The 26,140-nt window shown below is 71.8% G+C and carries 20 protein-coding genes; 7 read left to right on the top strand and 13 right to left on the bottom strand.

What is annotated here, in order from left to right; all coding sequences use genetic code 11:
* The first annotated feature begins 35 nt into the window (after positions 1-35).
* Positions 36-2,666, top strand: a complete 2,631-nt coding sequence (locus ACFWNN_RS08470) for an AAA family ATPase (protein ID WP_382439491.1) — start codon at positions 36-38, stop codon at positions 2,664-2,666.
* Here ACFWNN_RS08470 and ACFWNN_RS08465 read toward each other — a convergent pair.
* Positions 2,634-3,260, bottom strand: coding sequence for a glyoxalase (locus tag ACFWNN_RS08465; RefSeq protein ID WP_382439230.1), 627 nt, complete (start codon positions 3,258-3,260; stop codon positions 2,634-2,636). The genes ACFWNN_RS08470 and ACFWNN_RS08465 overlap by 33 nt on opposite strands.
* Before the next feature lie 187 nt (positions 3,261-3,447).
* Between ACFWNN_RS08465 and ACFWNN_RS08460 the strand changes: the two genes are divergently transcribed.
* Both ACFWNN_RS08460 and ACFWNN_RS08455 read left to right on the top strand, forming a co-directional pair.
* Positions 3,448-4,023, top strand: coding sequence for an NADPH-dependent FMN reductase (locus ACFWNN_RS08460; protein WP_382439229.1), 576 nt, complete (start codon positions 3,448-3,450; stop codon positions 4,021-4,023).
* Positions 4,023-4,670: a TetR/AcrR family transcriptional regulator gene (locus tag ACFWNN_RS08455; protein ID WP_382439228.1), complete on the top strand. Its 648-nt coding sequence runs from the start codon at positions 4,023-4,025 to the stop codon at positions 4,668-4,670. The genes ACFWNN_RS08460 and ACFWNN_RS08455 overlap by 1 nt, the downstream gene beginning before the upstream one ends.
* Here ACFWNN_RS08455 and ACFWNN_RS08450 read toward each other — a convergent pair.
* From ACFWNN_RS08450 to ACFWNN_RS08400, 11 genes are all read right to left on the bottom strand, one after another.
* The gene (locus ACFWNN_RS08450; protein WP_382439227.1) at positions 4,600-5,505 is read right to left on the bottom strand and encodes a bile acid:sodium symporter; all 906 of its coding nucleotides are present in this window, start codon (positions 5,503-5,505) and stop codon (positions 4,600-4,602) included. The two genes, ACFWNN_RS08455 and ACFWNN_RS08450, sit on opposite strands and share 71 nt — an antisense overlap.
* 403 nt (positions 5,506-5,908) lie before the next feature.
* A complete protein-coding gene (locus tag ACFWNN_RS08445; RefSeq protein ID WP_382439226.1) occupies positions 5,909-6,109 on the bottom strand; it encodes a hypothetical protein in 201 nt (66 codons plus the stop codon).
* 36 nt (positions 6,110-6,145) lie between these two features.
* Positions 6,146-7,018, bottom strand: coding sequence for an alpha/beta fold hydrolase (locus tag ACFWNN_RS08440; protein WP_382439225.1), 873 nt, complete (start codon positions 7,016-7,018; stop codon positions 6,146-6,148).
* A complete protein-coding gene (locus ACFWNN_RS08435; RefSeq protein WP_382439224.1) occupies positions 7,015-8,067 on the bottom strand; it encodes a tartrate dehydrogenase in 1,053 nt (350 codons plus the stop codon). The genes ACFWNN_RS08440 and ACFWNN_RS08435 overlap by 4 nt, the downstream gene beginning before the upstream one ends.
* 57 nt (positions 8,068-8,124) lie before the next feature.
* Complete coding sequence (locus ACFWNN_RS08430; RefSeq protein WP_382439223.1) at positions 8,125-9,006, bottom strand: LysR family transcriptional regulator; 882 nt, start codon at positions 9,004-9,006, stop codon at positions 8,125-8,127.
* 9 nt (positions 9,007-9,015) lie between these two features.
* The gene (locus tag ACFWNN_RS08425; RefSeq protein WP_382439222.1) at positions 9,016-10,749 is read right to left on the bottom strand and encodes an ABC transporter ATP-binding protein; all 1,734 of its coding nucleotides are present in this window, start codon (positions 10,747-10,749) and stop codon (positions 9,016-9,018) included.
* On the bottom strand, positions 10,742-12,406 hold the full coding sequence (locus ACFWNN_RS08420; RefSeq protein WP_382439221.1) for an ATP-binding cassette domain-containing protein: 1,665 nt from the start codon (positions 12,404-12,406) through the stop codon (positions 10,742-10,744). Before ACFWNN_RS08420 ends, ACFWNN_RS08425 begins: the two co-directional genes overlap by 8 nt.
* Positions 12,403-13,956: an alpha/beta fold hydrolase gene (locus ACFWNN_RS08415; protein ID WP_382439220.1), complete on the bottom strand. Its 1,554-nt coding sequence runs from the start codon at positions 13,954-13,956 to the stop codon at positions 12,403-12,405. Before ACFWNN_RS08415 ends, ACFWNN_RS08420 begins: the two co-directional genes overlap by 4 nt.
* Positions 13,953-15,536: a hypothetical protein gene (locus tag ACFWNN_RS08410; RefSeq protein WP_382439219.1), complete on the bottom strand. Its 1,584-nt coding sequence runs from the start codon at positions 15,534-15,536 to the stop codon at positions 13,953-13,955. The genes ACFWNN_RS08415 and ACFWNN_RS08410 overlap by 4 nt, the downstream gene beginning before the upstream one ends.
* Positions 15,533-16,261, bottom strand: a complete 729-nt coding sequence (locus ACFWNN_RS08405; RefSeq protein ID WP_382439218.1) for a GNAT family N-acetyltransferase — start codon at positions 16,259-16,261, stop codon at positions 15,533-15,535. Before ACFWNN_RS08405 ends, ACFWNN_RS08410 begins: the two co-directional genes overlap by 4 nt.
* Entirely contained in the window at positions 16,258-19,026 is a 2,769-nt protein-coding gene (locus ACFWNN_RS08400; RefSeq protein ID WP_382439217.1) for a lanthionine synthetase LanC family protein, read from the bottom strand. The genes ACFWNN_RS08405 and ACFWNN_RS08400 overlap by 4 nt, the downstream gene beginning before the upstream one ends.
* A gap of 470 nt (positions 19,027-19,496) precedes the next feature.
* Between ACFWNN_RS08400 and ACFWNN_RS08395 the strand changes: the two genes are divergently transcribed.
* From ACFWNN_RS08395 to ACFWNN_RS08385, 3 genes are read left to right on the top strand one after another with little or no spacing between them, the layout of a single operon-like run.
* The gene (locus tag ACFWNN_RS08395) at positions 19,497-21,899 is read left to right on the top strand and encodes a type 2 lanthipeptide synthetase LanM family protein (protein ID WP_382439216.1); all 2,403 of its coding nucleotides are present in this window, start codon (positions 19,497-19,499) and stop codon (positions 21,897-21,899) included.
* Between the two features lie 57 nt (positions 21,900-21,956).
* Positions 21,957-22,181: a hypothetical protein gene (locus ACFWNN_RS08390; protein WP_382439215.1), complete on the top strand. Its 225-nt coding sequence runs from the start codon at positions 21,957-21,959 to the stop codon at positions 22,179-22,181.
* Positions 22,182-22,232: 51 nt separating this feature from the next.
* Positions 22,233-25,106, top strand: a complete 2,874-nt coding sequence (locus tag ACFWNN_RS08385; RefSeq protein WP_382439214.1) for an ATP-binding protein — start codon at positions 22,233-22,235, stop codon at positions 25,104-25,106.
* On the opposite strand, the gene ACFWNN_RS08380 is transcribed toward ACFWNN_RS08385, so the two are convergent.
* The gene (locus tag ACFWNN_RS08380; protein ID WP_382439213.1) at positions 25,103-25,471 is read right to left on the bottom strand and encodes a nitroreductase family deazaflavin-dependent oxidoreductase; all 369 of its coding nucleotides are present in this window, start codon (positions 25,469-25,471) and stop codon (positions 25,103-25,105) included. The two genes, ACFWNN_RS08385 and ACFWNN_RS08380, sit on opposite strands and share 4 nt — an antisense overlap.
* 63 nt (positions 25,472-25,534) lie before the next feature.
* Between ACFWNN_RS08380 and ACFWNN_RS08375 the strand changes: the two genes are divergently transcribed.
* A complete protein-coding gene (locus ACFWNN_RS08375; RefSeq protein WP_382439212.1) occupies positions 25,535-26,077 on the top strand; it encodes an SMI1/KNR4 family protein in 543 nt (180 codons plus the stop codon).
* The last annotated feature ends 63 nt before the right edge of the window (positions 26,078-26,140 follow it).

Raw genomic sequence — 26,140 nt, 5'->3', positions numbered from 1 at the left:
TAGGGTTTCGCCGACCTACACTCCCCCGTGTGCTGATGGGGCGCGACTCGGAACGGCACCGGATCGAGCGGCTCGTCGCGAGCGCCCGGATCGGCCGCGGAGGCGCGCTCGCCCTCACCGGCGAACCGGGCGTCGGCAAGACCACGCTGTTGCGCTTCGCCGCCTCGTGCGCCACCGGCATGACGGTGGTGCGGGCGGCGGGCAGCGTTCCCGAGCGCGAGATCCCGTTCGGCGGGTTGCACCAGGTGCTGAGACCGGCCCTGGACCGCCTGACCGAGATCCCCGCGCCGCAGGCCCAGGCGTTGTCCGTGGCGCTCGCCCTGTCGTCCGGTCCCGCGATCGACCGGTTCGCGGTGGGGGCCGCGACGCTGAGCCTGCTGTGCCGGTTCGCCGAGGACCGGCCGCTCGCGGTGCTGCTGGACGACCTGCACCTGGTGGACCGCGCCTCGGTGGACGCGCTGGCGTTCGCCGCCCGGCGCGTGGCCGCCGACCCGATCGTGCTGCTGGCCACGACCCGCGCCCCGGACCCACCGCTGCCCACCCTGGCGCTGACCGGCCTCGACCTCGCCACCGCGCGGGACCTGGTGACGAGCCGGTCCGGCCCGGTGTCCCCCGAGCACATCGCCCGCCTGCACCGCGCGACGGCGGGCAACCCGCTGGCGTTGATCGAACTGGCGGGTCGCCGGGTGGACACCTCGCCGGAGGCCCCGCTGCCGGTGTCGGCCGCGCTGGCGCACGAGTTCGCCGCGCAGGCCCGCTCGCTCGGCCCGGCCGGGCAGGCGGCGGTGCTGGTCGCGGCCGTGGCGGGCGCCGACCTGCGGGTGGTGGCCGGAGTGCTCGGCGCCGAGGTGGACGCGCTGGCCGAGGCGGAGAGCGCCGGACTGGTCACGATCGCCGACGGACGCGTGGAGTTCCGGCACCCGCTGATCCGCGCGGCCGTCTACGGGGACGCCGACCCGCAGCGGCGCCGGTCGATCCACCGGGCCGTGGCGGCGGTGGTCGGCGAAGGCTCCGACCGGCACGCCTGGCACCTGGCCGAGGCCGTGGTCGGACCGGACGCCGAGGTGGCCGGCCTGCTGGTCCAGGCGGCGGTGCGGGCGCACGACCGCAGCGCGCACGACGTGGCCTCGGCCGCCTACGAACGGGCCGCGCGGCTCAGCCCCGACCTCGACCGGCACGCGGCGCTGTGCGTGTCGGCGGCGGAGTCCGCGTGGCTCGCCGGTGAGACGAGACGGTCCGTCGCGTTGCTCGACCAGGCCGGCCCGGGCAGTGCGGTCGAGCTGCGGGCGGCGATCGCGGCCCGCACCGGTTCGCTGACCGAGGCCCGCGACCTCTGCCGCGTGGCCGCCGCGGCCGCCGGCACCCCGGACGCGGCCGTCGTCCTGCTCGCCGACGCCGTCAACGCCTGCTTCTACCTCGGCGACACCGCCACCGGCGTCGCCCTCGCCCACGACATCGAGGCCCGGCTCGCCCTGGTCACCACCCCGAGGGCGGCGGGTCTCGGTCAGATGGCCGCCGGGGTCGCCCGAATCCTCGCCAACCTCGGTGGCGCCGACCAGATCCGTGCCGCCGTCGAGCTCCTCACGTCCTCCGGTCTCCTGCGCGAGGACCGCAGCAGGCTGTCGTGGTTGATGATCGGCCCGATGTTCCTGCGCGACGCCGACTCGGGGACGGAGCTGCGCCGCACCGTCGCGAACGCCCGCACCGAGGCCGCCGTCGGCACCCTGCCCGCCCTGCTCTTCCACGTGGCGAGGGACGAGGCCACCACCGACCAGTGGGCGCGCGCCGAAGCCACCTACGACGAGGCGACGCACCTGGCCCGCGAGACCGGCCAGGAGACCGACCTCGCCATGTGCCTCGCGGGCAGGGCGTGGCTGCAGGCCAGGCTGGGCAACGAGAACCGCTGCCGGGACCTGGTCGCGGAGGCCCTGCCGCTCTGCCGGTCCCGCGACATCCACATCGGACGGGTCTGGTCGCTGTTCGCGTTGGGAGAGCTGGAACTCGGCCGCGGTGACCCGGCGAAAGCACTGGTGCACCTGGAAGAGCTCGCCGGCCTGCTCGCCGAGCTGAAGCTGACCGACCCCGACCTGTCCCCCGCTCCGGAGCTCACCGACGCCCTGGTCCGGCTGCACCGCCGCGACGAGGCGGTGCCCATCGCCGAGCGCTTCCGGGACGAGGCGGCGGCCAAGGGCCAGCCCTGGTCGATGGCGCGCGCCGAACGGACGTCAGGCGTGCTCGGTGAGGATTTCGAAACGCACTTCGAGGCGTCGTTGCGTTACCACGAAAGGACTTTGGACGAGTTCGAGACCGCCCGCACGCATCTCGCCTACGGTGCCCGCCTGCGCCGGGCCCGCCGCCGGGCCGACGCCCGCCCGCACCTGCACGCCGCGCTGGAGACGTTCGAGCGCCTCCGCGCGGCCAGATGGGCGGACCTGGCCGCGGTCGAACTGGGCGCCACCGGCGAGACGATCAAGCGCCGCGACGAGGAGGAAACCCTGACACCGCAGGAGTTGCAGGTGTCCTTGCTGCTCGCGGAGGGCAAGACCACCCGCGAGGTCGCCGCCGCGTTGTTCCTGAGCCCGAAGACCATCGAGTACCACCTGCGCAAGGTCTACACGAAGCTCGGCATCCGCTCACGCGCCGAACTGGCCGACCGGCTGCCCTGACGCCCAGGCGAACCCGTCGGGGTCGGTGAACTGCCCGGCACCGTGCATCTCGACGCGGTGCGAACCGGAACCTTCCGGCGCGACGCCCGCGTCCTTGGCCAGCGCGCGCCGCCGGTACAGGCCCAGCTTGATGCCGCCGGTCCCGGCGAACTGCACGTACATGCGGCCGAAGCTCTTCTCCACGACGAACCCGTGGTCCACGTAGCACTGCCTGCTCGCGGCGACGTCCGTGGCACCGATCAGCAGCACGACGTCCTCGACCGCGCCGGTGACCGGGGCGGTGTCCTTCTTGGCCGACGTCGCGACCTTCCAGATCGTGCCGTCGGGCGCCTGCACGACACCGCCGTAGCCCCAGATCGACTTGGCGGCGGGCTTGAGCACCGTCGCGCCGGCCTTGATCGCGCCGTTGATCAGGACGTTGACATCGCCGGGCTGCGCCACCGTGAGCGAGAGGGTGAAGCCGCGGAAACCGGTCGCCGGCTCCTGCGAGGCACGCAGGCGCAGCCGGGAGCCGAGCCCGAAAGCGTTGGCGTAGAAGCGTTCGGCGGCCGCGAGGTCGGCCACTTCGAGGGTGATCGCGTCGAATGAGGTCATGCCGGAAACGCTATTCGCCACCCCTCCCGCGGTGCTTCTCGATTCCTGACCGCTGTAGCGGGTGGCGTTCGGGCGACGTCGCCGCCGTGACCCAGGACACTGGACGATCACCCACCAAAGCGGGGTAGAGTCCACTTAAGCAAGCGGGGTGCAGTCCGGTTACCCCGAGAAGCTCAGAGGGACTCACATGACGCACATCGGAATCATCATCGGCAGCACCCGCCCCGGCCGGAACGGCGAGCAGGTCGCCCGGTGGGTGCTGGAGAACGCGGAACAGCGCGACGACGCGACGTTCGAACTGGTCGACCTCAAGGACTTCCCGCTGCCGCACCTCGACGAGCCGATGCCGCCGATGATGCAGCAGTACCAGCACGACCACACCAAGGCGTGGTCGGCGAAGATCGCTCAGTTCGACGGGTTCGTCATGGTCACGCCCGAGTACAACCACTCCACGTCCGGCGTGCTCAAGAACGCGATCGACTACCTGTTCGCCGAGTGGAACAACAAGGCCGTCGGCTTCGTGTCGTACGGCGGCGTCGGCGGCGCCAGGGCCGTCGAGCACCTCCGCCTCGTCGCGGGCGAGCTCAAGCTGGCGGACGTGCGCACGAGCGTGTCGCTGTCGATGTTCACCGAGTTCACGAACTTCACCGACTTCCACCCGTCGGACTTCCAGGTGGCCACGCTGTCGACGATGTTCGACGAGCTCGTGGCCTGGAGCACCGCCCTCGCCCCGCTGCGCGACCGTCAGCTGCAGCAGGCCTAGTGCTGCCGTTCGGCCGTCCCCGCGAGGAACGGGCCGACGCCGCCCGCAACCGGGCCCACCTGCTCGACGTCGCCCGTCAGATGGTCGCCGAACTGGGCGCCTGCACCGTCACGATGGACGGCCTCGCCGAGCGCGCGGGCCTGGGCAAGGGCACGGTGTTCCGCCGCTTCGGCACCCGCGCGGGCATCTTCCACGCCCTGTTCGACGAGGAGGAGAAGCGCTTCCAGCACCGGCTGATGACCGGGCCCGCACCTGTGGGGCCCGGCGCTCCGGCCGCGGACCGCCTCCTCGCGTACGGCCGGGCCCGGCTGGAGTTCCTGCTGGACCACACGGCACTGGCCCGCGCGTCGCTCGACCCCGCCAAGCCGGTCCCGGCCGGCGCGAGCCCGTCGCTGTTCCACGTCCGGATGCTCCTGGCCGAGGCCTGCCCGGACGTGAGCGGCACCCTCGCCGTGCAACTGGTGGCCGCGCTGGAGGGCCCGATCCTGCTCTACCTCCAGGACCCCGGCCAGACCCCGGACCCGTCCCGGCTCGTCGACGATCTCGTCGCGGGCTGGGAGCTCCTGGTCAGCCGCCTCACGGCACCAGCCGCGGCACCACCTTCACGTACACCACCATCCCGACCACCTCGACCATCGTCTGCGTGACCACGACGACGGCCGCGACGTCCCCCGGCAACGCCAGCGCGAGCGGCAGCACCACCAGCGAGTTGCGCGTGGCCCCGGTGAACACGATGGCCCGCCCGGCCGGTCCGTCCACTCGGAACACCCGCGCGACCGCCAGCCCTGCGAACGCCATCACCACCAGGAACACCACGTAGAACGGCACCGCCCGCGCCACCAGCCCGAGGTCGCCGAGCTTCGGCACCTGCGACGCCACCACCGTGAACAACGTAGCCGCCATCAACGGCACCATCGACGTGCTGACAGCGCCGATGACCCGCGCCGCGAACGTCTGCGTGAGCCACGCCAGCACCAGCGGCACCACGATCAGCACCACGAACGCCTCGACGAACGGCCCAGGCTCCACCACCGCCAGGTCCGCCCCGAGGAACACCCACAGGTACCCGGGCAACAACACCATCTGCGCCAGCAACAACAACGGCGTCGCCGCCAGCAATCGCCGGCTGTCACCACCAGCAAGCCCGCTGAACACGATCACGTAGTCCACACATGGCGTGAGCAGCACCAACAACACACCCACGCGCACGGCCTGATCGTCGGGCAGAAACGCGAAGAGCGCGCCCACCACCAACGGCACCACTACGAAGTTCACGACCAGCGCCGCCGCCAGGAACCGCCCGGACCGCAACGACCGCCCCAGTTCCGCCACTGGAACCTGCAGGAAAGTCACGTACAGCAGCACCGCCAGCACGGGGTTGATGGCGTGCTCCCACGCGGGCCCCGCGCCGGGGGCGAGCCACCCGGCCACCCCGCCCGCCGCGAGCGCGCCGAGGTAGACGGCGACCTGGTGACGTTCCATCCCCGCGACGAACCCCGGCAAAACACCCTCCCGATCAGCTGATCAGGACGATAACCCCGGCAACCGCACGGCCCGCCACTCGCACCGGCTCGCACAGCACCGCCGCACACCGTAGCCACCGCCCCGCGCCACCACACCGGCTCGCACAGCACCAGCGGCGCCCCACCGCAGCCACCGCCCGGCGCCACGACACCCGGCTCCCCGCCCGGCGGCGCTCCTCGCTCGGCGCCGCCACACCAGTTCCCCCGGCCGAGCAGCGCCACACCGCGGCCCCCGCCCAGCGCCACCACGCGCGGTTCCCCGCCCAAGTGCCATCACACAGACGCCCACCACCACCCCACTCGCGAGCCCCTGCCCGAAGCTCACCGCGGCCACCACCCCCGCGAGCCCGCCCACCTTCTTCTCAGCAGCACGAGCCGCCATCGCGCACCCCCAGCCCCTCGAACGGCAGCGGACACGCCGGCGTGTGCGAGCACGCGACCAGGTCGTCGCACCCGGCCGTGATGGCCGCCCGCAGCGTGTCCCTGATGACCTCCAGGTCCACGGTCTCTCCGCCGTCGGCAACGTGCACGCCGCCGGCGCCCACACCTCTTCGCTCATGCATCGACGGTAAACCCGTACCCGAGCCCCGGATGCAAGCTCAGGAGCGGAAGAAGTCCTTCAACGCGGCCGCTACCTCGCCGGGGCGTTCCTCCGGCAGGTAGTGGTCGCAGTCGAGCGCCTGACCGCGCACGTCCCGCGCGTAGGCCTTCCAGATGTTCAGAACATCGTAGTGACGGCCGACGAACCCGTGCTCGCCCCAGAGCGCGAGCACCGGCGCCTCCACGATCCCGCCCTCGCGGTCGTGTTCCAGGTCGACGCCGGCGGCGGCGCGGTAGTCGGAGCAGGACGCGGCGATCGCGGCCGGGTCGGAGAAGCACCGCACGTACTCCTCCATCGCCGCCGGGTCGAACGGGGTGCCGCCGTGATGCCGGCTCCGCATCCGCGCCTCGATCCAGAACCTCGGGTCGGCGCCGATCATGCGCTCGGGGATGCCGTTGGGCGCGGCCAGGAAGAACCAGTGGAAGTAGCCGAGGCCGAAGTCCTTGTCCGCGTGCTCGAAGGCGTGCCGGGTGGGCACGATGTCCAGCACCGCGAGCTTGGTGACCGCCTCGGGCGCGTCCAGGGCGAGCCGGTGGCCGACCCGTCCGCCGCGGTCGTGGCCCGCCACCCCGAACCGGTCGAAGCCGAGCTCCGCCATCACCGCCAGCTGGTCCGCGGCCATCGCGCGCTTCGAGTACTCGGCGTCGTCCGGGCCGGGCGCGGGCTTGTCGCTGTCGCCGTACCCCCGCAGGTCGGTGACCACCACGGTGAAGTCCTCGGCCAGCTTCGGCGCCACCCGATGCCAGATGACGTGGGTCTGCGGATAGCCGTGCAGGAGCAGCAACGGCGGCCCGTCCCCGACGATCCCCACTCGGATGTTCACACCATCCGAGTTGACGGTCCTGCGCTCGAACGGCAGCGGGACGCTCACGACACGCGGTCCAGCACGGCCTGGGTGAACTCCGCGGTCGAGGCGGTCCCGCCCAGGTCAGGAGTGCGGACGGGGGTCTGCGCCAGCACGTCGGCCATTGCCTGTTCGACGGTCGCGGCGGCTTCGGCGTTCCCGAGGTGGTCGAGCATCAGCGCGGCGGTCCAGATCGCGCCCAGCGGGTTCGCGACGCCCTTGCCCGCGATGTCGGGCGCGGAGCCGTGCACCGGTTCGAACATCGACGGGAAGTCGCGCTCGGGGTTGATGTTCGCGGACGGCGCGATGCCGATGCTGCCCGCGACGGCCGCGGTGAGGTCGCTGAGCACGTCCCCGAACAGGTTCGAGCCGACGATCACGTCGAACCTCGCCGGATCGAGCACCACCTTGGCGCACAGGGCGTCGATGTGCTCGGAAGTCCAGTCGATGTCCGGAAAGGACAGTGCGGTCTCCGCGACCACCTCGTCCCAGAACGGCATGGTGTGCACGATGCCGTTCGACTTGGTCGCCGAAGTCACGTGCCCGCGCCGCTCCCCGGCCAGCCGGAACGCGTACGCGGCGATCCTCTCGACGCCCGCCCGCGTGAAGACCGACTCCTGGACGGCCATCTCCTCCGGGAAACCGCGCCCGAACCGGCCACCGACCTCGCTGTACTCGCCCTCGACGTTCTCCCGCACCACGACCAGGTCCATCGCCGCCGCCCCGCGCACCGGGCTCTCGACCCCCGCGAACACCTTGACCGGCCGCAGGTTCACGTACTGCCGGAAGCTCCGCCGGATCGGGATCAGCAGGCCCCACAACGACACGTGGTCCGGCACCGACGGATCCCCGACGGCGCCGAGCAGCACCGCGTCGTGGTGCCGGATCTGCTCCAGCCCGTCGGCGGGCATCATCGCGCCCTCCGCGACGTACCGCGCGCACGACCAGTCGAACTCGTCGTAGGCGAACGAGATCCCGTGCCGCCGCCCGGCCGCGTCGAGCACCCGGCAGGCCGCGGGCGTCACCTCCTGGCCGATGCCGTCTCCCGGGATGAGCGCGATGCGGTGAGTGACCATGACTCCGATGACATCACCATCCGAGCGCCCGCGTCCAAGACGTGCGTCCACCCAGCGTTAGAGGCTCTGGCTATGAGCGACGTCGAGGAACGCGCTCGCGGCGGGGCTGAGCTCACCGGGGCCCGCGACGAGCGCGAGGTGCAGGTACCGGGCGGGTTCGAGGGCGAGCACGAGCGCCCCGGCCTGCCGGGCGAGCGGCGCCCACGACTCGGCCAGCACCGCCATCCCGACACCGCAGAGCACGAGCGGCAGGATCGCCTCCCGGTGTTCGGTCTCGACGACCTGGGTGATCTCCACGCCGCTCGCGGCGATCTCGTCCACGACCCGCCGCATGCCGGTGCCGGGCTGGCCGACGATCAGCCGAAGCCCCGCGAGGTCGGAGTGCCGCACCACGGTGTCCGGCGCGAACGGCCCGTCGTGCGGGCAGACCAGCACGAACCGTTGCCTGCCCAACGGCGTCACCCGCACCCGTGAGTCCTGCAGCGGCTCACTCGCGCCGAGCAGCCCGAGCTCCGTCCGTCCACTTCGGACCTCGTCGACGACGTCCTCCGCCGTGAACGCCGACCGCACCGAGATCGACAACCCGGGATGCTTCTCCGTGACGGCCTTGATGATCCGCGCCAGCGGCTCGACCGACTGCGACGGCATCGCGGCGATCTCGACCCGCCCCACCCGCAGGTCCGCGACCTCCGCGACGCTCGCCCTGGCCGTGGCGAGCACGCGGACGACCTGCCGGGCCGGTCCGATGAGCGCCTCGCCCGCGTCCGTCAGCACCAACCGGCGGCCCGCTCGCCGGAACAGGTCGATGCCGAGGTCGCGTTCGAGCGCCCGGATCGCCTGGGACAGCGACGGTTGCGCGACGTGCAGGGCGGCCGCGGCCTTGTTCACGCTGCCGTGGTCCACGACGGCGAGGAAGTAGCGCAGCTGCCGGACGTCCATCCCCGCAGGCTAATCGGCGAACGCGTCCGCCTGCGACCGGTAGAGCCGCGCGTAGTGCCCGCCCCGCCCCAGCAGCTCCTGGTGCGACCCGAGTTCCGCGACCCCGCCACCGGCCAGCACCACGATCAGGTCGGCGGACCTGACGGTCGAGAAGCGGTGCGTGACCAGGACCGTGATCATGCCGTGCGCGCCGTCGGTGGCCCTGGTCATGCTGTCGAACAGGGCATCCTCGGTGAACGCGTCGAGCGAGGCGGTCGGTTCGTCGAAGAACCGCACCAACGGGGTCGTGCGCGCCAGGCCGCGGGCGAGCGCGAGCCGTTGCCACTGGCCGGTGGAGAGATCCGTGCCGCCCCACGCCGTGCCGAGCTGGGCGTCCTGCGCCAGCACGTCGGCGCCCGCCCTGGTGATCGCGGCGCGGACGTGCGCGGGGTCGTCGAGGTGGGGCAGGTCGCCGACGCCGACCGCCTGCTGGACGGTGAGCTCGAAGCGGGCGAAGTCCTGGAACGCCGCCGCGAGCCTCTCCCGCCACGCGTGGACGTCCAGGTCGGCGAGGTCCACGCCGTCGACCGTGATCCTGCCCTCGGTGGGCTCGTACATCCTGGTCAGGAGCTTGACGAGGGTGGTCTTGCCCGCGCCGTTCTCGCCGACGACCGCCAGCGCGCGCCCCGCCGGGATGGTCAGCGAGACGTCGCGCAGCACCCACCTGTCCGTGCCGGGATAGCGGAACGACACGTTCTCCAGCCGGATGCCTTCGACGATCTCGTGCGGCGCGGGCAGGGTGCCGGACGCGGTGCGGGCGTGGTCCTGGAGCCAGAGGAAGCGGCGGACGGTGTGCAGGGTGCGGCCGAAGCCCGCGACGGCCTGGATCGGCCAGATGACCGCGGTCTGCACCTGCTGGCTGAGGTAGATCGCGAGCACCACGTCGCCGGGCGCGGAGTTGCCCTGAAGTGCTTGGTGCAGCACGAATCCGACGGCCGCGACCACGCCGATGACGTAGAGGACCTGCTGGGCGAGCGAGGCGAGCGCGACCTTTCGTTCGGCCTGTTCGAGCGGGCGGCGCTGGGCGGTCCAGAGCGTGCCGATGCGGCGTTCGAGGTCGTCGGCGAGCCCGAAGAGCCTCACCTCGACGGCGGCGTCCCGGTCCTGGGCGACGGTGCGCAGGTGGCGGGCGGTGCGGCCGGGCAACGCCGAGTCGTCCTCCGCCTGGGAGCGCCACCGCTGCTGGGCCTTCGTGATCAGCAGGGCGGGCAGCGCGAGCAGCACCAGCGCGAGCATCGCCGGGTGCGCGACGACCAGCAGCACCAGCACGGTCAGCCCGGCGCAGATCGCCTTGACCGTGACGGCGAGGGCGCTCATCGAGTTGCCGAGCTGGCCCTGCCGTTGCCGCAGGATTTCCAGATGGTCCTGGTATTCGGCGCGCTCGAAGTGGTCCAGCGTGGGCAGTTCGGCGCACAGCCGCGCGATCTCGGTGTCGAACGCGTGCGCGACCTTCTCCCCCAGCACCATCCGCCACTGGCTGGCGGACAGGTCGAGCTGCCAGCCCAGCCCGGCGCCGAGCACCAGCGCGGCGATGCCCGTGACGACCTGGCGGGTGTCGTGCTGGATCAGGCCGTTCGTGAGCATCGCGAGCCACAGGCCCGACAGCAGCACGAGGGTGTTGCCGAACGGCTCGGCGATCATCGCGAGGGTGAGCCGGCGGTCGGCCCGCCAGGCCGTCGCGACGAGCACGCGGATCTCACGCATGGCTGACCTCCGCGAACCTCTCGGCCTGCAACGAGTACATGGCGGCGTACTTTCCTTGCGCGGCCATGAGTTCGGCATGGGTGCCGTCCTCGGCGACGCGGCCGCCCGCGATCACGACGATGCGGTCGGCGTGCTTCACGGACGCGAGCCGGTGCGACACCAGGATCGTGGTGATCTCGCCGGCCAGTTCGCTGAACCGCGTGAAGAGTTCTTCCTCCGCGAGGACGTCGAGGTTGGCGCTGGGTTCGTCCATGATCAGGACTTCCGCGCCCGCGTCGACCGCGCGCAACGCCCTGGCCAGGGCGATCTTCTGCCACTGGCCGCCGGAGAGGTCGCGGCCGTTCGGGTGGGACGACGACAGGACGGTGTCCCAGCCGTGCGGGAGGTCGTCGAGCAGGCCCAGCCCGCCCGCGCGGTCGAGTGCGTTGTGAGCGCCTCCTCGGCCGAACGCGATGTTGTCCTCCAGCGAGAGCTCGAAGCGGGTGAAGCGTTGCACGATCGCGCTGACCTCGCCGGGCATCCTGATCTCGCCGCTGTCCGGGCGGTGGATGCCCGCCAGGAGGTTGACGAGCGTGCTCTTGCCCGCGCCGTTCTCGCCGACGACGGCGATCGACTGTCCTTTCGGGATTTCGAGGTCGATCCCTTTCAGGACAGGCTTTCCGGCATATCCGAAGTGGACGTTCGTGAGCTGGATGGCGTTCGCCGTGGTGCGCGGGCGCGGTGGGGCCGGGGTCAGTCGCCCGGCGATCGACCGGGCCAGGTCGGCGACCTTGCGGGCGCGGGCCAGCGGGATCTCGGCGCCGAAGACGTAGCCGAGGGCGCTCGTGGAGAGCACGGCCTGGGCGTAGACGACGATTTCCGCCGGTGTGGTGGTGGTCTGCGCGATCGCGGTGAGAACGATGAGGTGTGCGGTGAGCACGCCGCCGGTCGCGGCGAACACCGTGCGCATGCCGAGCCTGCGGCCCTGCCAGACGGCCTGGAGGGCGGTCAGGTACGAGTCCCGGTAGAGCGGGACGAGCCAGCCGGCCAGCCCGAACACGCGGATCTCCTTGGCCGCGGGGCTGTCCACGGCGAGGCCGCGGAGGTAGCGCGCACGGCGCATCTCGGTCTGGCCCTGCTGGGCGCCGAGGTTCATGCCGTGGTCGAGCCACTTCCGCACGCCGAAGCTCAGGCCGCGCCAGCCGAGGAACATGACGATCGGCGCCCACCAGGCGAACGTCGCCAGCACCACGGCGGCGCCGATGCCGGTGGCGCGTTGCCTGAGCAGCTCCTTGAGCGCGGTGGCGGTGCCGACGAAGCCGTCGACGCGTTCGAACTCGGCCAGCGCCCCGAGGTCCTTCGTCGTCTGCTCGCCGACCAGGTTCGCGACGTCGGTGCGCAGGGAGGCGTGCGCGACCGTGTCGTGGATGATCTTGGCGAACCTGCCGTCGAGCACGGCGGCTTCGTGGTCGAGGATCGCCGACAGGATCGTGCCGGTGAGGAGGGCGGCGCCGAACAGCGCGAGGCCGAGGGTGGCCTGTCCCAGGTTGCCGGGAAGGCCCGCGACGAGCACGCCCGAGGCCGCGATGGCGGCGGCCGGGGCGAGGCCCTGCAGGACCGCGAGCAGGCAGAAGAGGGCGAACCGCCACCCCCCTGCCTGCCACAGCAACGTCTTCACGCGGGCACCTCCTGCCGCACGAGCTCGTCGAGGTGCGCCACGACGGCGGTGGTCCACGCGGTCATGTCCGCCGGTTCGTGGCCGTTGCCCTGCTGTTCCAGGTGTTGGTTTGCCCCGTGACGTGCGACGAAGGCGCGCGACTGTTCGACCGGGACCCGGTCGTCGCCCGCGCTGTGCCCGATGATCAGGTGTGGTGCGGTGGACGGGCGGGTGATCGGGCTGCGCCGGGCCAGTTCGTCGGTGTCGTCGGCGAGTGGGCCGAGTTCGGTCGTGAGCCACTGGCGGTGCAGGCCTGTCGCGGACTCCAGGAGCTTCGCGATGTCCGTGACCGGGGCCCACACCGCGACGGCGTCCACGAGTGCCGGGGTGGCGGCGAGCAGGGCCAGGTAGGCGCCGTAGCTCTGGCCGTAGAGGCACAGCGGTCGGTCGTTGCGCAGGTCGCGGAGCCTTGCGGCGACGGCCTCGGCGTCGGCGCCGCCCCAGTCGCCCACGACCTGGTCGCGGAACTCGTCGCCGTAGCCGGAGCTGCCGGGGTAGTTCATGCCGATGACGGTCCAGCCCGCCTGCACGAATGCCGCGATCATCGGCTCGTGGATCTGCCGGAGCTGGCTGCGCGGGCCGCCGTGCAGGTGCAGGACCGTGCCGCCGTGGCCGTGTTCCGGTTCGTAGACCCACTCCGGGGACTGCTTGGAGTCGCGGTGCCGCCAGCGGACGGTGATCTCTTCGCGCGGCTGGCCTTCCAGCGCCTTCATTCGTCCACTGTGGATGTTCCAGCGGACGAGAGCGGGCGGCGCGGCGGGTGACTGGTGGTGGCCGAGCAGGTGGCGTTCGTCGGCGGTGAAGGCGAGGTCGGTGGCGATCCCGTGATCGGGCACGGGCGTTCCGATGATGTGACCATCTGAGTCGAGCACGCGGTAGACGTACCGGTGGTCGGCCCACGTCGTCGTGAGGAGCAGTCCGGACGGCGAGACGGCCACGGCCGAGCTTCCCTTTGCGTACCAACGGGTTCGTCCGGTGGCGAGGTCCAGGACGCCCGGCACGTCACCGGCGCCGGTCAACGAGATGATGGGACCATCTCCGGCGGCCGAGACCGCGTCGAGGTCGGTCCGGTCGCCGTGCTGGATCATCGTCACGCCCCGGTCGTGCGTGAAGACGAGGGTGTCGTGGTCCCACGCGGCCACCGATCGCACGCCTTCGCTGCCGTCGATGAGCCGGTAGCTGCCGTCGGCGGGCCAGTGGGTGCACAGCATCGGACGTCCATCGCGCACGACGGCGAGCAGGGCTTGCTCGCCGTCGTAGCGGAGGGTGCGGCCGACCACCGGATGCGTCGAGGTCAGCATCCGGCGGCCGGTGTCGAGGAGGCCGAGCTCGCCGCGGCGGCGCAGCGCGACCAGGTGCGGGGCGGCCCAGCCCGCGAGGTGCCAGTCGCCGGCCGCGATCCAGTGCGTCGCGGCCAGATCGGCGCTGCCATCCGGCGCCACCTCCAGGACGCCGAGCTCACCGGGCCTGGTCAGGACGAGCAGGTCGCGGCCGGGCGAGAGCGCCGTCATGCCACACCGGCCAGCAGCCCTCGCAGCGCCAGCAGGTCGTCGGCGACGAGGGCGTGCGCGGCACGTTCCCCGAGCAACGCCTCCGGCTGCTCGCCGAGGTTGTGCAGGACGGCGTCGACGACGTCGGGGGCGCCGCGCCGCATGCGGCTGATGCCGGCGAGGTACCAGCGGCCCGCCTCGGCCGTGGCGCCTGCGGCGAGGTGCCGGTCGGCGAGCCGGAAGCACACCGCCGACACGGCCTTCTCACTGGCCTGGCCGGTGTCCGCGGCGCGGTCGAACAGCTCCAGCAGCCGGGTGGCGACGGTCTCCGCCTCGGCCTGCTCCTCTGCCTCCAGCAGCACCCGCACGAGGTCGGAGGCGACGTACGTGGCGTTGGCGACGTCGTCGGCGATCCCCCAGGCCCGGCGGTAGAGCCCGACGGCCTCGGGCGTGCCGCGGCGCAGCTTCGCGAGGTTGGTGAGCAGCTGCACCTGCTGGTCGGCGACGGTGTCGTGGCCTTCCAGCAGCTCCAGCGCCGTGCGCATGGTCGTGACGGCCCCGGCGAGGTCGCGGTCGCGGTAGAGGGCGAGCGCGGCGCCGTTGAACGAGGCGGCGACCTGGGCCAGCGGCACGTCGAGCTCCCTGGCGTGCGCGAAGCAGCGCGCCGCCGAGGCCCGTTGCGCCGGGTCGGGGTCCTTGGCGAGCAGCTGGCCGAGGCTGTAGGCGAGCATGGCCCGCTGGTCCGGTGCGACCTCCCACTTCGAGGCCTGGCCGAGCACGATCTCGGCCAGTGGGCCGGAGACGCGGCGGCGGTCCGCGACGAGCGCGGCGAGGTAGGCGCCTGCGGCCGTGGCGTGCGGGATGGCGCCGGTCTTCAGCGCGCCGCGGTAGAGGTTGCCCGCGTACCGGCTGAGGGTTCGGCCTTGTCCCGCCGCCTCGGCGGCGGCTCCGGCCGTGAACGCCTTCAGCGCCAGCGCCGGATCGGTGATCAGCGCGGCGGTCGACAGGGGCACGCGCGAGGTCGTGGCCACCTCGGCCGCGAGCTCCGGCGTGATCGGCAAGTCGCGGGTGATCGGCGTGGCGTAGGTGCGCAGACCGTCCCTTGTGGACGTGACAGCTCGGATGATGTCATCATCCCAATCGTGGTTTCGGTGCCACTGCCGGAATTCCTTCTCCGGCACCGCTCCCCCGGCGAGCTTCAGCATGGCCAGGATCTCGTCGCCACCGGCCGGCAGCGTCGCGCGGATGTGCCGGAGCACGGTGATCGACTGCGCTTCCCCGCGTACCAGCCGCATCCGGCACTCCTGCAGGAACCGCACGTCGTCCCGCGTGGGTGCGGCGAACATCTCGACGACGACCGCGCGCTTGCCGCCCTCGGCCAGCCACGCGCGGACGGCCCCGACCTCCTTGCGCAGCCGCGCCTCACGTTCGTCGTGGCACCGCAGCAACGCCGTGGTCAGGTCGGCGTTCTCGTCGTCGTTCGTGAGCCACAGGGGCCGCCCCGCCGACAGGTAGTACCGCACCTGCCCGTGGCGTGCCCGCAGGTCCGCCAGCACGCCCGGAATCCACGCGGACTCGACCGACAGCACCGTGACGCTCATGACGTCACCCGGCTCGCCTTGAGCGTGGCGCGGTCCTGCACGAACCCGATCGACCGGTACAGCCGGCGGGCCGTGAAGTTGTCCGCCATGACGTTGAGGCGGCAGTCCGCGTACCCGGCCGCCGCGAGCGCGAGCATGCTGCGCACCAGCAACGTCTTGCCGAGCCCTGCCCCGCGCAGCGCCTGCTCGACCGCGAGGTGCCCGATCAGCGGCACACCCCGGTCCAGCGTGACAGCGATGGCCCCGCGAGCGGTCCCCTGCGCCGTGACGGAGAGGCTCGCCTCGTCGATCATGGGCCCGTACTGCCCGGACAGCACCTCGTCGAACACCCGCCGGTCGTGCGCGTCCCCGGCCACCTCACCGAGCGGCTCGATCCGGTGCCCCACCGGCAGAACGCGTTCGAATGTCGCGATCATCTCAACGTCGAGCCGGAGCCACATGGGCACGATCCGCCCGCAGTCCGACCCTCCGACGTCCCAGAACTCGGGGTGCACCACCACGATGTCGCTCATGCCGTGCCCGCGCAGGTACCCGAGCACGCTCACCAGATGCCCGACCGTCTCCGGATCGTCCCGCTGCGGCAGGCACTCCGTGACGTACGTGATCCCCTGCGCCGGCCGCACCACGCACTCGAACACCGTGACGCCACCCCTCCGGGCGATGACCTTGCGGTTGCCTCCCCAGTCCACCACCATCTCGTGGACCAGCACATCGGTGAGGTTCACGGCCGTTCCTCCAGTCGCAATGTCAGCGGCGACCGGGCGACGTGCCCAGCGAGCCGAAGCCGGAACGCGTGCACACCCGTGTACCCGCGCATGTAGTCGGGCCGAGGCACCCCGAGCCCCTCGGGAGCCCACTTGACCGCAAACCCGTCCCGAAACCGCAAAGCGTCCAACTTGCGTCCGATGTGGACGGCCCCGCCGTGGAACTCCTCGTGCTTCACTGCAAGATCGAGCAGGAAGTCCCCGTCCCCAGCCAGCCCGTGACACCGGCAGGCACTGCCGAACGGCCGGGCCGTGGTGATCGCCCGCCCGGCGCCCACCGCCCCGTCCTCGAACTCAGCGTCCCCGGTGAACTCAGCCAACGCCTGCAACAAGATCCCAACCCCGGCGGCCCCGTTGCACCAGTGCGACCACACGGTGTCGCTCCCACCCTTGTGCGGCCAGGACACCCCATCACCCGCAGGCACCGCTTTACCCAGCAACGCCCGCCCAGTGGCAACCGCCAAGTCCACCGCCACCGGATCGTCCACGGCAAGCCCCGCGTGCAACAGGAAGTACGCGACCCCGGCACTCCCGTGCGCGAACCCGTAGAAGTCCGACCCGTTGTTGGGCCAGGCAGGCCCGCCGTCCTTGTTGGACACCCCGCCCAGCACCTTGGCGATGACCTTCGAGACCTCACCGGCCCCTTCCCCCGTCGCCCGAAGCAACGCGACCTTCGCCAACCCGACCCCGGCCCACCCGTGGGTGACGTCCCACCCGTGCACCTCGACCGAGTCGAGCTCACCGGCGAACCGCAACGCCTCCTGCCGCCACAACTCCGGCTCGTGCCCGGCGGCCGCCAGCTCCGTCATGAGCCAGGGCAACGCCCCGAGCCCGAAGTACAACCCGGCCGGCGTCTGCCCGGGCACCACGGGATGGGCGTCGACGGTCCAGCTGATGAGCTTGTCGGCGTGCCCGAGCCAGGCCCGATCGCCGGTGGCCTCGTGCAGGTCGAGGTAGAACCGCGCAATCCCGGCCGTGCCCGCCATGAACGAGGCGGGGTGCATGGCTCCCGGCGCCCACCGCTGAGGCCAGGGCCAGGGATACCGGTCCCACTCGGCCAGCCGAACGAGCTCCTCGCCGGCCTTGACCGCTTCCTCGACAGTCGAGTCGGCACCGACCGCACCGATGACCGCCGGCTCGGCACCGCCCGACTCGACAACGCCGAAGTCCGCACCGTCGGCTTCCGAGCTGCCGAAACTGTCAGACCTGTCTGAGACGATGAGCGTGGCGGCCTCACACACCCCTCGGAGAGGCCGAAGGTGGATCGACTCCGCGTCCACCCCGGCGGGCGAAAGGGCAGCCACAGCCGTCGGCAGGTGCGCGGCATGGTCGACGTTCGTCCCCACGTCCTCCCCGGAAGCAAGCCGTCGGTCGTTCTGCCGTCCACGATCAGCGCGCAGGGGCCGAAGGTGGATCGACTCCGCGTCCACACCGGCGGGCGCGAAGGCAGCTACCACGGCTGGCAGGTGCGCGGCATAGTCGACGTTCGCCCCCAGGAACGGATCGATCCCGGTCAGCACGAAGTGCGCGATCGCCGCCAGCGCGTACTCGCTGTCCCCCGCCCAAGGCGCACCAGCCGGCACATACCCAGGCGTGTGCGCGACAAACGGCGGCTCCGCGGAGTCCACCAGCGCCGCATGCTCCAGATCGATCACCGACAGACGCGAGCCGGCAACCATGATGTTGTTGGGCGTCAGATCCAGCAGCCGAACCCCCAGGGCCTCGACCGACCGCACCAGCTCCCCCACCCGGTCCACCAGCTCGACCAACGAAGCAGCCGACGCAACAGACCGGTAGTTCGAGCGCTCCACCTCGGCCCGCAACGTCCGCCCCGGCAGGAACTCCTGCACGAGGTACGCGTTGTCCTCCTGATGAAAAAAGGCCAACGGCTCAGGTGCAAGCCCGGAGCCGGACAGCACCCGAAGCAGCTTCCATTCGTTCAGCAACGCGGTGCGCGAGTCACGGCCGAGCCGGTCAGGCGTGGTGCCGATGCGCGCTTCCTTCAGCACAGCGGGCACCCCCCGATGCAGCACGCGGAACACGCCGCCCTTCACCGACTGCCGCAGCACGCCCTGCACCACGATCTCGCGCCCGAACAGCCCGCTGCCGGGCCGCTCCAAGAACGGACGCGCGACAGAAGAAACCGTGTCGTCGATCCAGTCGGGTGCGGCGACCCCAGGCGCACGCCGGTCCTCGACGCGGCGGCCGGACGGGTCGACCAAGACATAGGTGAGGCTCTGCGAGACCGGATCGAAGACGCTGGAGCCGACGAACGCCCCGAACCGCAGGTAGACGTTGCTGTGCGGCCGGAAGCGGCGGTCCGAAGGGACCACGGGCGCGTCGAACTCGCGGGTGACGGAGTCCAGGGCGAGGCACAAGGACTCGACGTCGGAAGATGAGGGCGGGTAGATGGTGATGAACTTGCCCGACTGCGTCAGGGGTGACGGGGGCGCGCTCAGGTTCATCAGCTTGTCGATCGAGCGCGCGGCCTTCCAGCGCAGGGACAGCGGGGTGACGACGGCGGCCACTCGGCGCAGGACCTCGGCGGCGTGGGCCGGGGCGGCGCTCACGTGGATCTTCCAGCCCTGCCGGCGGGCCGGGACGTCCGCGACCGGGTCGAAGTGCCACCAGTACGGTTCGGCGCGCACGGTGTAGGTGTCGGCGTGTGTGGCGGCCAGCAGGCCCGCCTCGCGCCGGATCGGGTCCGGGGCTACGCGTCGTCGCATTCCACTCACCTGCCTGAGAAGGGACTTGCGGTGGGGCGCCCGACCGCCGGCCGCCGCCAACACCGAGGGCCCGTGCGATAATGGGATGGGGCCCAGGCCCAGACGGGCCGAGGGAGTTGTCCTCCATCAGCAGCGCGTCGTCCTCGAAGCCCATGGTCAGCAGGTCGGTCGCGTCGACGATCTTCTCCATCGGAATGCACCTCCGTGTAGTGGTACTGCCTGGTGTTTCGGGCCCCGTTTGCGGCCTGCCACAAATTTGCCGTCTACCTGCGAAAACCTCATCCGTGGCGGTTACCACCATTCGGAAACGGCAGCTCAGGACCGCCGGCGACGAAGGGAAACCAGGCGGCCGCTCAAGCGAGGTGCGAGCGGCATGGGTGAGGATGCGTAGTGGCCTGTACGTAGGCGCGGGGCAATGGTGGTGTTCTACACCCATGACCCGCCGGTAGCGCCCTGGCACGCTTCGTCTCATGGAGATCGCCTGCCGCGCCACACCCGCTCCCACGGACGTGTTCGCGCACGTCGTGGCCCCGTGGGTGAGCGCGGCGAGCGCCCGCCTGCACGCCAACCTGGCCTCGCTGCCCGAGCACGCCGTCGACGCGAACGCCCTCACCGCCGCCAGCGCCGAACGCCTCACCACGAGGCTCGCCCGCATCGCCACGCCCGTCCTCGTGCACGAACTCGCCACGGCGACGGACCTCAAGGGCGCGGACGAGCACACGCGGTTCCAGGACTTCCTCCAGCGGGACCACCTGGCCGGCTACCCCGTGCTCACGAACGACCTGGACCGCGAACGCGACGCCGCCGTCGAGGTCATCACCGAGCTCGCCACCCGCTACGCCGAGGACCAGGACCGCCTCACCGGCACGCTGCTCAACACCAAGTCCCCGCTCACCGCCGCCCACCCCGGCGGCGACCGGCACCGCGGTGGGCGTTCCACCACGGTGGCGGAGCTCAAGGACGGCCAGCGGATCGTCTACAAGCCGCGCGGTGTGGACGCGCACCTCGCCCTCGCCCACGTCGTCGAACTGGTCAACGACCTCGTCGACCTCGGCCTCGCGACGGTGAAGGCGGTGCCGTCCGACGGCTACGGCTGGACCGAGCACGTCGAGCCCGCGCCGCTGCCCACCCCCGACGCCTCCGCGTACTTCCTGCGCCTCGGCGGCCTGCTCGCCGTGCTGCACCTGGTGCGCGCCACCGACATGCACCACCAGAACGTGATCACCCGCGCCGACCAGCCGTTGCTGATCGACGTGGAGACCCTCTTCCAGGCCCAGCTGCCGGGTGAACGGCCCGATCCCGCCGTCGTCGCGCTCGGCCGTTCGGTCGCCCGCACAGGTCTGCTGCCCGCGATGGCCGGGCGCCACGGACTGGTCGACATCTCCGGCGCCGGCGGTGACGCGGGCCAGGAGACCTCCGGCACCACAACGGAATGGCTCGACACCGGCACCGACCGCATGCGCGCCGCCCAGCGCCCGGAGATCACGACCGGGGCGACCAACCGTCCCACCTGGCAGGGTGAGCCGGTCGAGGCCGCCGACCACGCCGACGCGATCACGACCGGGTTCCGCCAGACCTACGACGCGATCTCCTTCCACAGCGCGGAGTTCGCCGCACTGCTGGCCGGCTGCGCGTCGGTGCCGGTGCGGATCGTGCCGCGGCCGACGGCCCAGTACGCGGACCTGCTGGCCGCCGCCCGCGCCCCGGAGTTCCTGCGCCAGCCGAAAATCCGGCACCAGGCCTTCACCACGGCGTGCGCGACCACCACGCTCCCCGGACTGGCCGAGCTCGAAGCCGCGGAGCTCGACGCCGGTGACGTCCCGCTCTTCACGACCAGGGCCGACGGCCACGACCTGCACGCGGCGAACGGAAGCCTCGACGACGTGCTCGCCACGTCCGGCCTGGAGGACGCGCTCGCCTGCCTCGCCGGGTTCGACGAGTTCGACCGCGACGACCAGGAGTGGGTCATCGCCGCGTCGCTCGCCACCCGCCGCATCGCGGTCACCGGAACCGGTCCCGGACAGGTGCAGCCGCACGCCGTCGGCACCGACGAGGTGCTGTCCGCGGCGTGCGCCGTCGCCGACCGGATCGTGACCACCAGCTACGGCACCGAACGCGTCAACTGGATCGGCCTCGAACCCGTCGGCGACACCCGCTGGCTCGTGCTCCCGATGGGCGCGGGGCTCGCACACGGCTACACCGGCGTCGCGCTGTTCCTCGCGCAACTCGGGCAGATCAGCGAGGTCACCCGCTACACCGACGTCGCCCGCCGCGCGCTCAACGCGGTCCCCGACCTCCTCGCGGGCCTCAAGGGCAACGACGACATGATCGCCGCGGTCGGTTCCGGTGGCCTCACGGGCTTCGCCGGAATCGGTTACGGACTCGCCAGGATCGCCACACTCCTGGGCGACGACGAGATCGCGCGGTGGGCCCGCACGACCGTTCGGTTGGCAAGTGCCGCGGCGGAGTTCGAACCGGAACACGGCCTGGCGGCGGCGATGCGCGCGCTGGACGCGGAAATCGGCTGCTCCGACGCACGTGAGCTGGCCGAGCGCTACCCGGACGGACCCGCCGGTCCGGTCCAGTGGTGCCAGCACGATGCTTCCAAATGGACGGACGACGACTTGTCCTTGTGCCACGGGGAACTCGGCCATGCGGACGTGTCGGTCAGCGGCTGGTCCGCCGCACGCAGGCACCGCCGTACGGGTGAGGTGCTCGCGACGTTGCGGCGCGACGGCCCCCGCTGCGTCACCCCCGACCGCGTGCCGACACCGGGACTCCTCACCGGACTCGCCGGACTCGGAATCGGCCTGCTGCGCCTGGGTTTCCCGGAGCGCACGCCGTCCGTCCTGCTCTTCGAAGCAGGGAACTGATCTTCCCCGGATCCACCGGGGAGAGCTGGAAACCGTTACTCACCAACAGGAGAAGCAATGAGATTGCCGGAGACCCACGACCAGTCCGCCTCGGTTCGCGCCACCACCAAGAAGATCGGTATGCGGATCGCCGCGCTGACCGGCGTCGTTCTCTCCGCGGGCGTCATCGCCGCAGCTCCCAGCGTTTCCGCGGCCCCGGCCAACGCCGACGTCGTGCTCGACTCGGTCGTGTCCGTCACCGGCGGTGGAAACGGTTCCACGTGTTGCCGGCCGGAAAACTGACGCCCGATTTCTGACCGTGTGTCACCCTTTTGTGGCGTGACGTGATTGCATGTGCACGTGGCATTGCGTGCACCAGTCGTCGTCGGTCGTGACCATGAACTGGGACTGATCAGGACGACGTTGGCGAAAGTCGCTACGGGGAGGGGTCAGGTCGTATTCCTGACCGGTGAAGCCGGGATCGGCAAGTCCCGGCTCGCCTCCGCGGCGACCGACCTCGCCTACCAGAGCGGGATGAGCATCATGCGCGGCCGCGGCAGCGCCATGAGCCGCACGATCCCGTTCCGCTGTCTGAGCGAGGCGTTGCTGTCGCTGCAACGCCTGGGCACCACCGTCGACATCGACGCCTTGGGCCCCTACCGCCCCGCACTCGCCCGCCTCAACCCCGACTGGGGCACCGCGGCCGACGACCCGTCCGGCAGCTCGCTCATCGTGCTCGCCGAGGGTGTGCTGCGACTGACCGAACTGGTGGGGCGCAACGGTGGTTGCGCCGTCGTCATCGACGACCTGCAGTACGCCGACCCGGACACGTTGGCAGTGCTCGAATACGTCATCGACAACATCTCGCACCAGCCGACGTTGCTGCTCGCGACGATGCGCGACGACGACAGCGCGGCGCTGGAGTTCGCCCGCGCCACCAGCAAACGCGACTCGGCCACCCTCATCGAACTGCGCCGCCTGAGACACGAGCAGGTCTCCGCGCTCGCCGGCGCGTGTCTCGAAGGCACCGTTCCCGCGCCCGCGCTGGACCTGCTGTGGGCGGGCAGCGGCGGGTTGCCGTTGTTCGTCGAGGAACTGCTCGACGAGATCGTCTCGGACGGACACCTCGTGCGCACCGGTGACGTGTGGAGCATGGGCGACGCCGGGGTGCCGCCGTCCGCGTTGGTGCACAGCGTCGCGGGCCGCTTCGGACGCCTGAACGACCAGGCGCGCGAGTTCGTGTCGGTCGCGGCCGTGATCGGCCTGCGGTTCCCGCTGACGGTCGTCCGCGAGGTCACCGGACTCGACTACCGAACCCTCCTGCGGTACCTGCAGAGCGAGCCCGTCGCGCACCTGATCGGCCCCGACGACCACACGCCGGACTGGTACCTCTTCACGCACGCGCTGGTCGCCGACGCCGTGCTGACCCTGATCCCCGAGGACGTCCAGGCGTCGCTGGCCACCCGTGCCGCCGACGCCGTCGAGAAGCGCTACCCCGGCGTGCCCGGCGACTGGTGCCACCTCTGCGCGACGCTCCGCGAGGCGGCGGGCCAGACCGCGGCGGCGGGATCGCTCTACGCCGAGGCCGGACGGCGGGCGCTCGCCCAGGGCGCCGCGCAGTCGGCCGTCACCCTGCTCGACAGGTCGCTGGAACTCGTCGAGGACCCGGTGCAGCGCTTCGAGGCGTTGGAGGCCCAACTGCTGGCGCTCACCGAGGCGGGCCAGGTCGACCGGGCGCTGGCGATGAGCTTCGACAGCTCGGGCCTCGACCGCCCGCACCGCGCCCGCCTGCACACCCAGCTCGCGTGGGCGGCGAACCTCGCGGGCCGCACGTCCGACGGCCTGGCCCAGGTCGAGATCGCCCGCGCCCTGCTCGGCGACGCGGCCCCCGAGGACTGCGCGCCCGTCGACGTCGTGGCGGCCCACCTGGAGCTCGACCGCGCCGAACCCGGCGGCCTCGAACGCGCCGAGGAGATCGCCCTGCGCGCCGCCACCGTCGCCGAACGCGTGCCGCTCCCGGTCGTCGCCTGCCAGGCGTGGCAACTGCTCGGCGCGCTCACCCGCCGCCGCGACCCGGCCCGCGCCACCGCGTACCTGGAACGCAGCCGCGCGTTCGCGATCGCCCACGACCTGCCGATCTGGGAGATCCACGCCCTGGTGCGCCTGGGCCTCGACGACGCCCTGCGCTCCGGCGACGTGGGCCGCCTCGAACAGGCCCGCGACCTGGCGTCCCGGATCGGCGCGGTGATCGCCCGCTACCAGTCCGAGGTCAACATCGGCCTGCAGCTGGTCCTGCGCGCCGACTTCGCCGCCGCCTCCCTCGTCGTCGAGGACGTCTCGTCGGCCGCGAAACGCCTGGGGCTCCAGGAGATCGGCCAGTTCATGGCCGTGCTGCGCGCCGTGCTCGCGGGCCACCGAGGCGACCGGACAACGTTGACCGAAGCCTGGTCCGTGCTCTCCGAACCGGGCGGCGAACAGCACACCGCCCGCCTGCACGGCCTGGCGGCGACCTTCTGCTCGCTGCTGGAAGAGGACCGGCCGAGAGCCCGCGCGGACCTCGCGGCGGCGTTGGAGGCCGAACGCGCCACCCCGACCACCTACCACCTGACCGGCCGCCTGGGCCTGTCGCTGCTGCTGCGCGCCGTCGACGGCGACCTCACCATGGCCGAGTACGACACCGTGGTCGCCGACCCGGCCGCGGGCCTGCGCTGGGACCACCACTTCGCCCTCCTCGCCTCCGCCGTCCTGGCCGGCGCGGCGGGCGACCACGACCTGGCCGCCGCCCAGGTGGCCGAGAGCGGCGACGTGGGCCTGCTCTACCCGATGGCCCGCCACCTCGGCCTGCGGCTCGTCAGCGAGGCGGCGGCCCGCGACGGCTGGGGCGACCCCGAGACGTGGCTGCGCGCCGCCGAACACCACTTCCACGACGCCGGCATCCCGGCCGTCGCGGGCGCCTGCCGGGCCCAGCTGCGGCTGATGGGCGTCCGCGTCACGCAACGCCGCTCCGGCGTCGACGAGGTGCCCGACGAGCTGCGGCTCGCGGGCGTGACCGTGCGGGAGTACGAGGTGCTGCGGCTGCTCGGCGCGCGGCTCGCGAACAACGAGATCGCGGCGCAGCTGCACCTCTCCCGCCGCACGGTGGAGAAGCACGTGTCGAGCCTGCTGACCAAGACGGGCCTGACGAACCGGCTGGCCCTGGGCAAGCTCGCCACCGAGCACACCGACTAGAGGACGTCCATCCGGAGGAACTCCTTGATGCGCAGCGACTTCGGCGGGCGCTTCACGTCAGGGGCCAGCGCCTCGAACGCCTCCGCCTCGGTCACCACGCGCGGCGCCGTCACCTCGACGTCCTGGCCGCCCACGGTGAGCTTCGCACGGCCCGCCGCCATCACGTTGCGCACCCAGTCGGACTTGGACCCGTACACGAGGACGACGAGGTAGCCGCCGTCGACCGGATGGGCCTCCATCGGGGTGCGGTAGAGCATCCCCGAGCTGCGGCCGACGTGGGTGAGCACCGCCCACTTGCCGCTCCTGAGCGCGTGCGGGTTGAACACGCGCTTGTTGATGTGGCCCCACCACCTGGGCATAGGCATGGCTGACTCCTCTCCTGCACCAAGACGCCGTGGCCGCGCGATCTGTTGAAGTAGCGTGCGCGGGTGCAGATCACTGACGACCGCGCCTTCCCCGCCGCGCTGGCCGCTCTCAGCGGCATCGACTTCCCGTGGGAGTACGACGAGAAGGCCGACGAGCCCTCGCCGGGCAACATGGACTACGAGCCGTACCAGGAGTTCGACTCGGCCGAGGAGACGACGGACTGGATCCGGTCGTGGACCGGCAACAAGGAGCTGGACGGGGACGCGTTCCGGGTCTTCGGGCAGGACGGGACGGGTGGGCTCGCCACGCTCTGGCTGGTGCGCGAGGGGCCGTTGACGGCGCAGCCCGTGGTGTTCTTCGGGTCGGAGGGTGAGGTCGGGCCGGTCGCGACGAGCCTGGGCGAGTTCCTGTGGCTGCTCGCGGGCGGGGTGGGGCCGCAGGAGGCCGTCGAGTTCGGGTCCGACAGCGGGGTGGAGAACGCCGAACTGCGTGCCGTGGCGGAGGAGCACTCCGGGATCGCGCCGCGCACGCCCGCCGAGGTGCTGGCGGCCGCCAAGGCCGAGTTCCCCGAGTTCGCGGAGACGGTGCGGTCCTGGTGCCGGTAGGACCAGCCGGGGAACCGGTACTGGTTCCGGTTCCCCGATGGTCTATACCACTTGGTTAACGCA

Source organism: Lentzea sp. NPDC058450 (assembly GCF_042721395.1).
Taxonomy (GTDB): Bacteria; Actinomycetota; Actinomycetes; order Mycobacteriales; family Pseudonocardiaceae; genus Lentzea.
Note: the sequence above shows the minus strand (reverse complement) of the source record. Positions and strands in the feature narration are given on the sequence as shown.

Coding starts and splice junctions, on each gene's coding strand:
- ACFWNN_RS08470 (WP_382439491.1), top strand. CDS start 36: ATGGGGCGCGACTCGGAACGGCACCGGATCGAGCGGCTCGTCGCGAGC.
- ACFWNN_RS08465 (WP_382439230.1), bottom strand. CDS start 3,260: ATGACCTCATTCGACGCGATCACCCTCGAAGTGGCCGACCTCGCGGCC.
- ACFWNN_RS08460 (WP_382439229.1), top strand. CDS start 3,448: ATGACGCACATCGGAATCATCATCGGCAGCACCCGCCCCGGCCGGAAC.
- ACFWNN_RS08450 (WP_382439227.1), bottom strand. CDS start 5,505: ATGGAACGTCACCAGGTCGCCGTCTACCTCGGCGCGCTCGCGGCGGGC.
- ACFWNN_RS08445 (WP_382439226.1), bottom strand. CDS start 6,109: ATGCATGAGCGAAGAGGTGTGGGCGCCGGCGGCGTGCACGTTGCCGAC.
- ACFWNN_RS08435 (WP_382439224.1), bottom strand. CDS start 8,067: ATGGTCACTCACCGCATCGCGCTCATCCCGGGAGACGGCATCGGCCAG.
- ACFWNN_RS08430 (WP_382439223.1), bottom strand. CDS start 9,006: ATGGACGTCCGGCAGCTGCGCTACTTCCTCGCCGTCGTGGACCACGGC.
- ACFWNN_RS08425 (WP_382439222.1), bottom strand. CDS start 10,749: ATGCGTGAGATCCGCGTGCTCGTCGCGACGGCCTGGCGGGCCGACCGC.
- ACFWNN_RS08415 (WP_382439220.1), bottom strand. CDS start 13,956: ATGACGGCGCTCTCGCCCGGCCGCGACCTGCTCGTCCTGACCAGGCCC.
- ACFWNN_RS08410 (WP_382439219.1), bottom strand. CDS start 15,536: ATGAGCGTCACGGTGCTGTCGGTCGAGTCCGCGTGGATTCCGGGCGTG.
- ACFWNN_RS08400 (WP_382439217.1), bottom strand. CDS start 19,026: ATGCGACGACGCGTAGCCCCGGACCCGATCCGGCGCGAGGCGGGCCTG.
- ACFWNN_RS08395 (WP_382439216.1), top strand. CDS start 19,497: ATGGAGATCGCCTGCCGCGCCACACCCGCTCCCACGGACGTGTTCGCG.
- ACFWNN_RS08390 (WP_382439215.1), top strand. CDS start 21,957: ATGAGATTGCCGGAGACCCACGACCAGTCCGCCTCGGTTCGCGCCACC.
- ACFWNN_RS08380 (WP_382439213.1), bottom strand. CDS start 25,471: ATGCCTATGCCCAGGTGGTGGGGCCACATCAACAAGCGCGTGTTCAAC.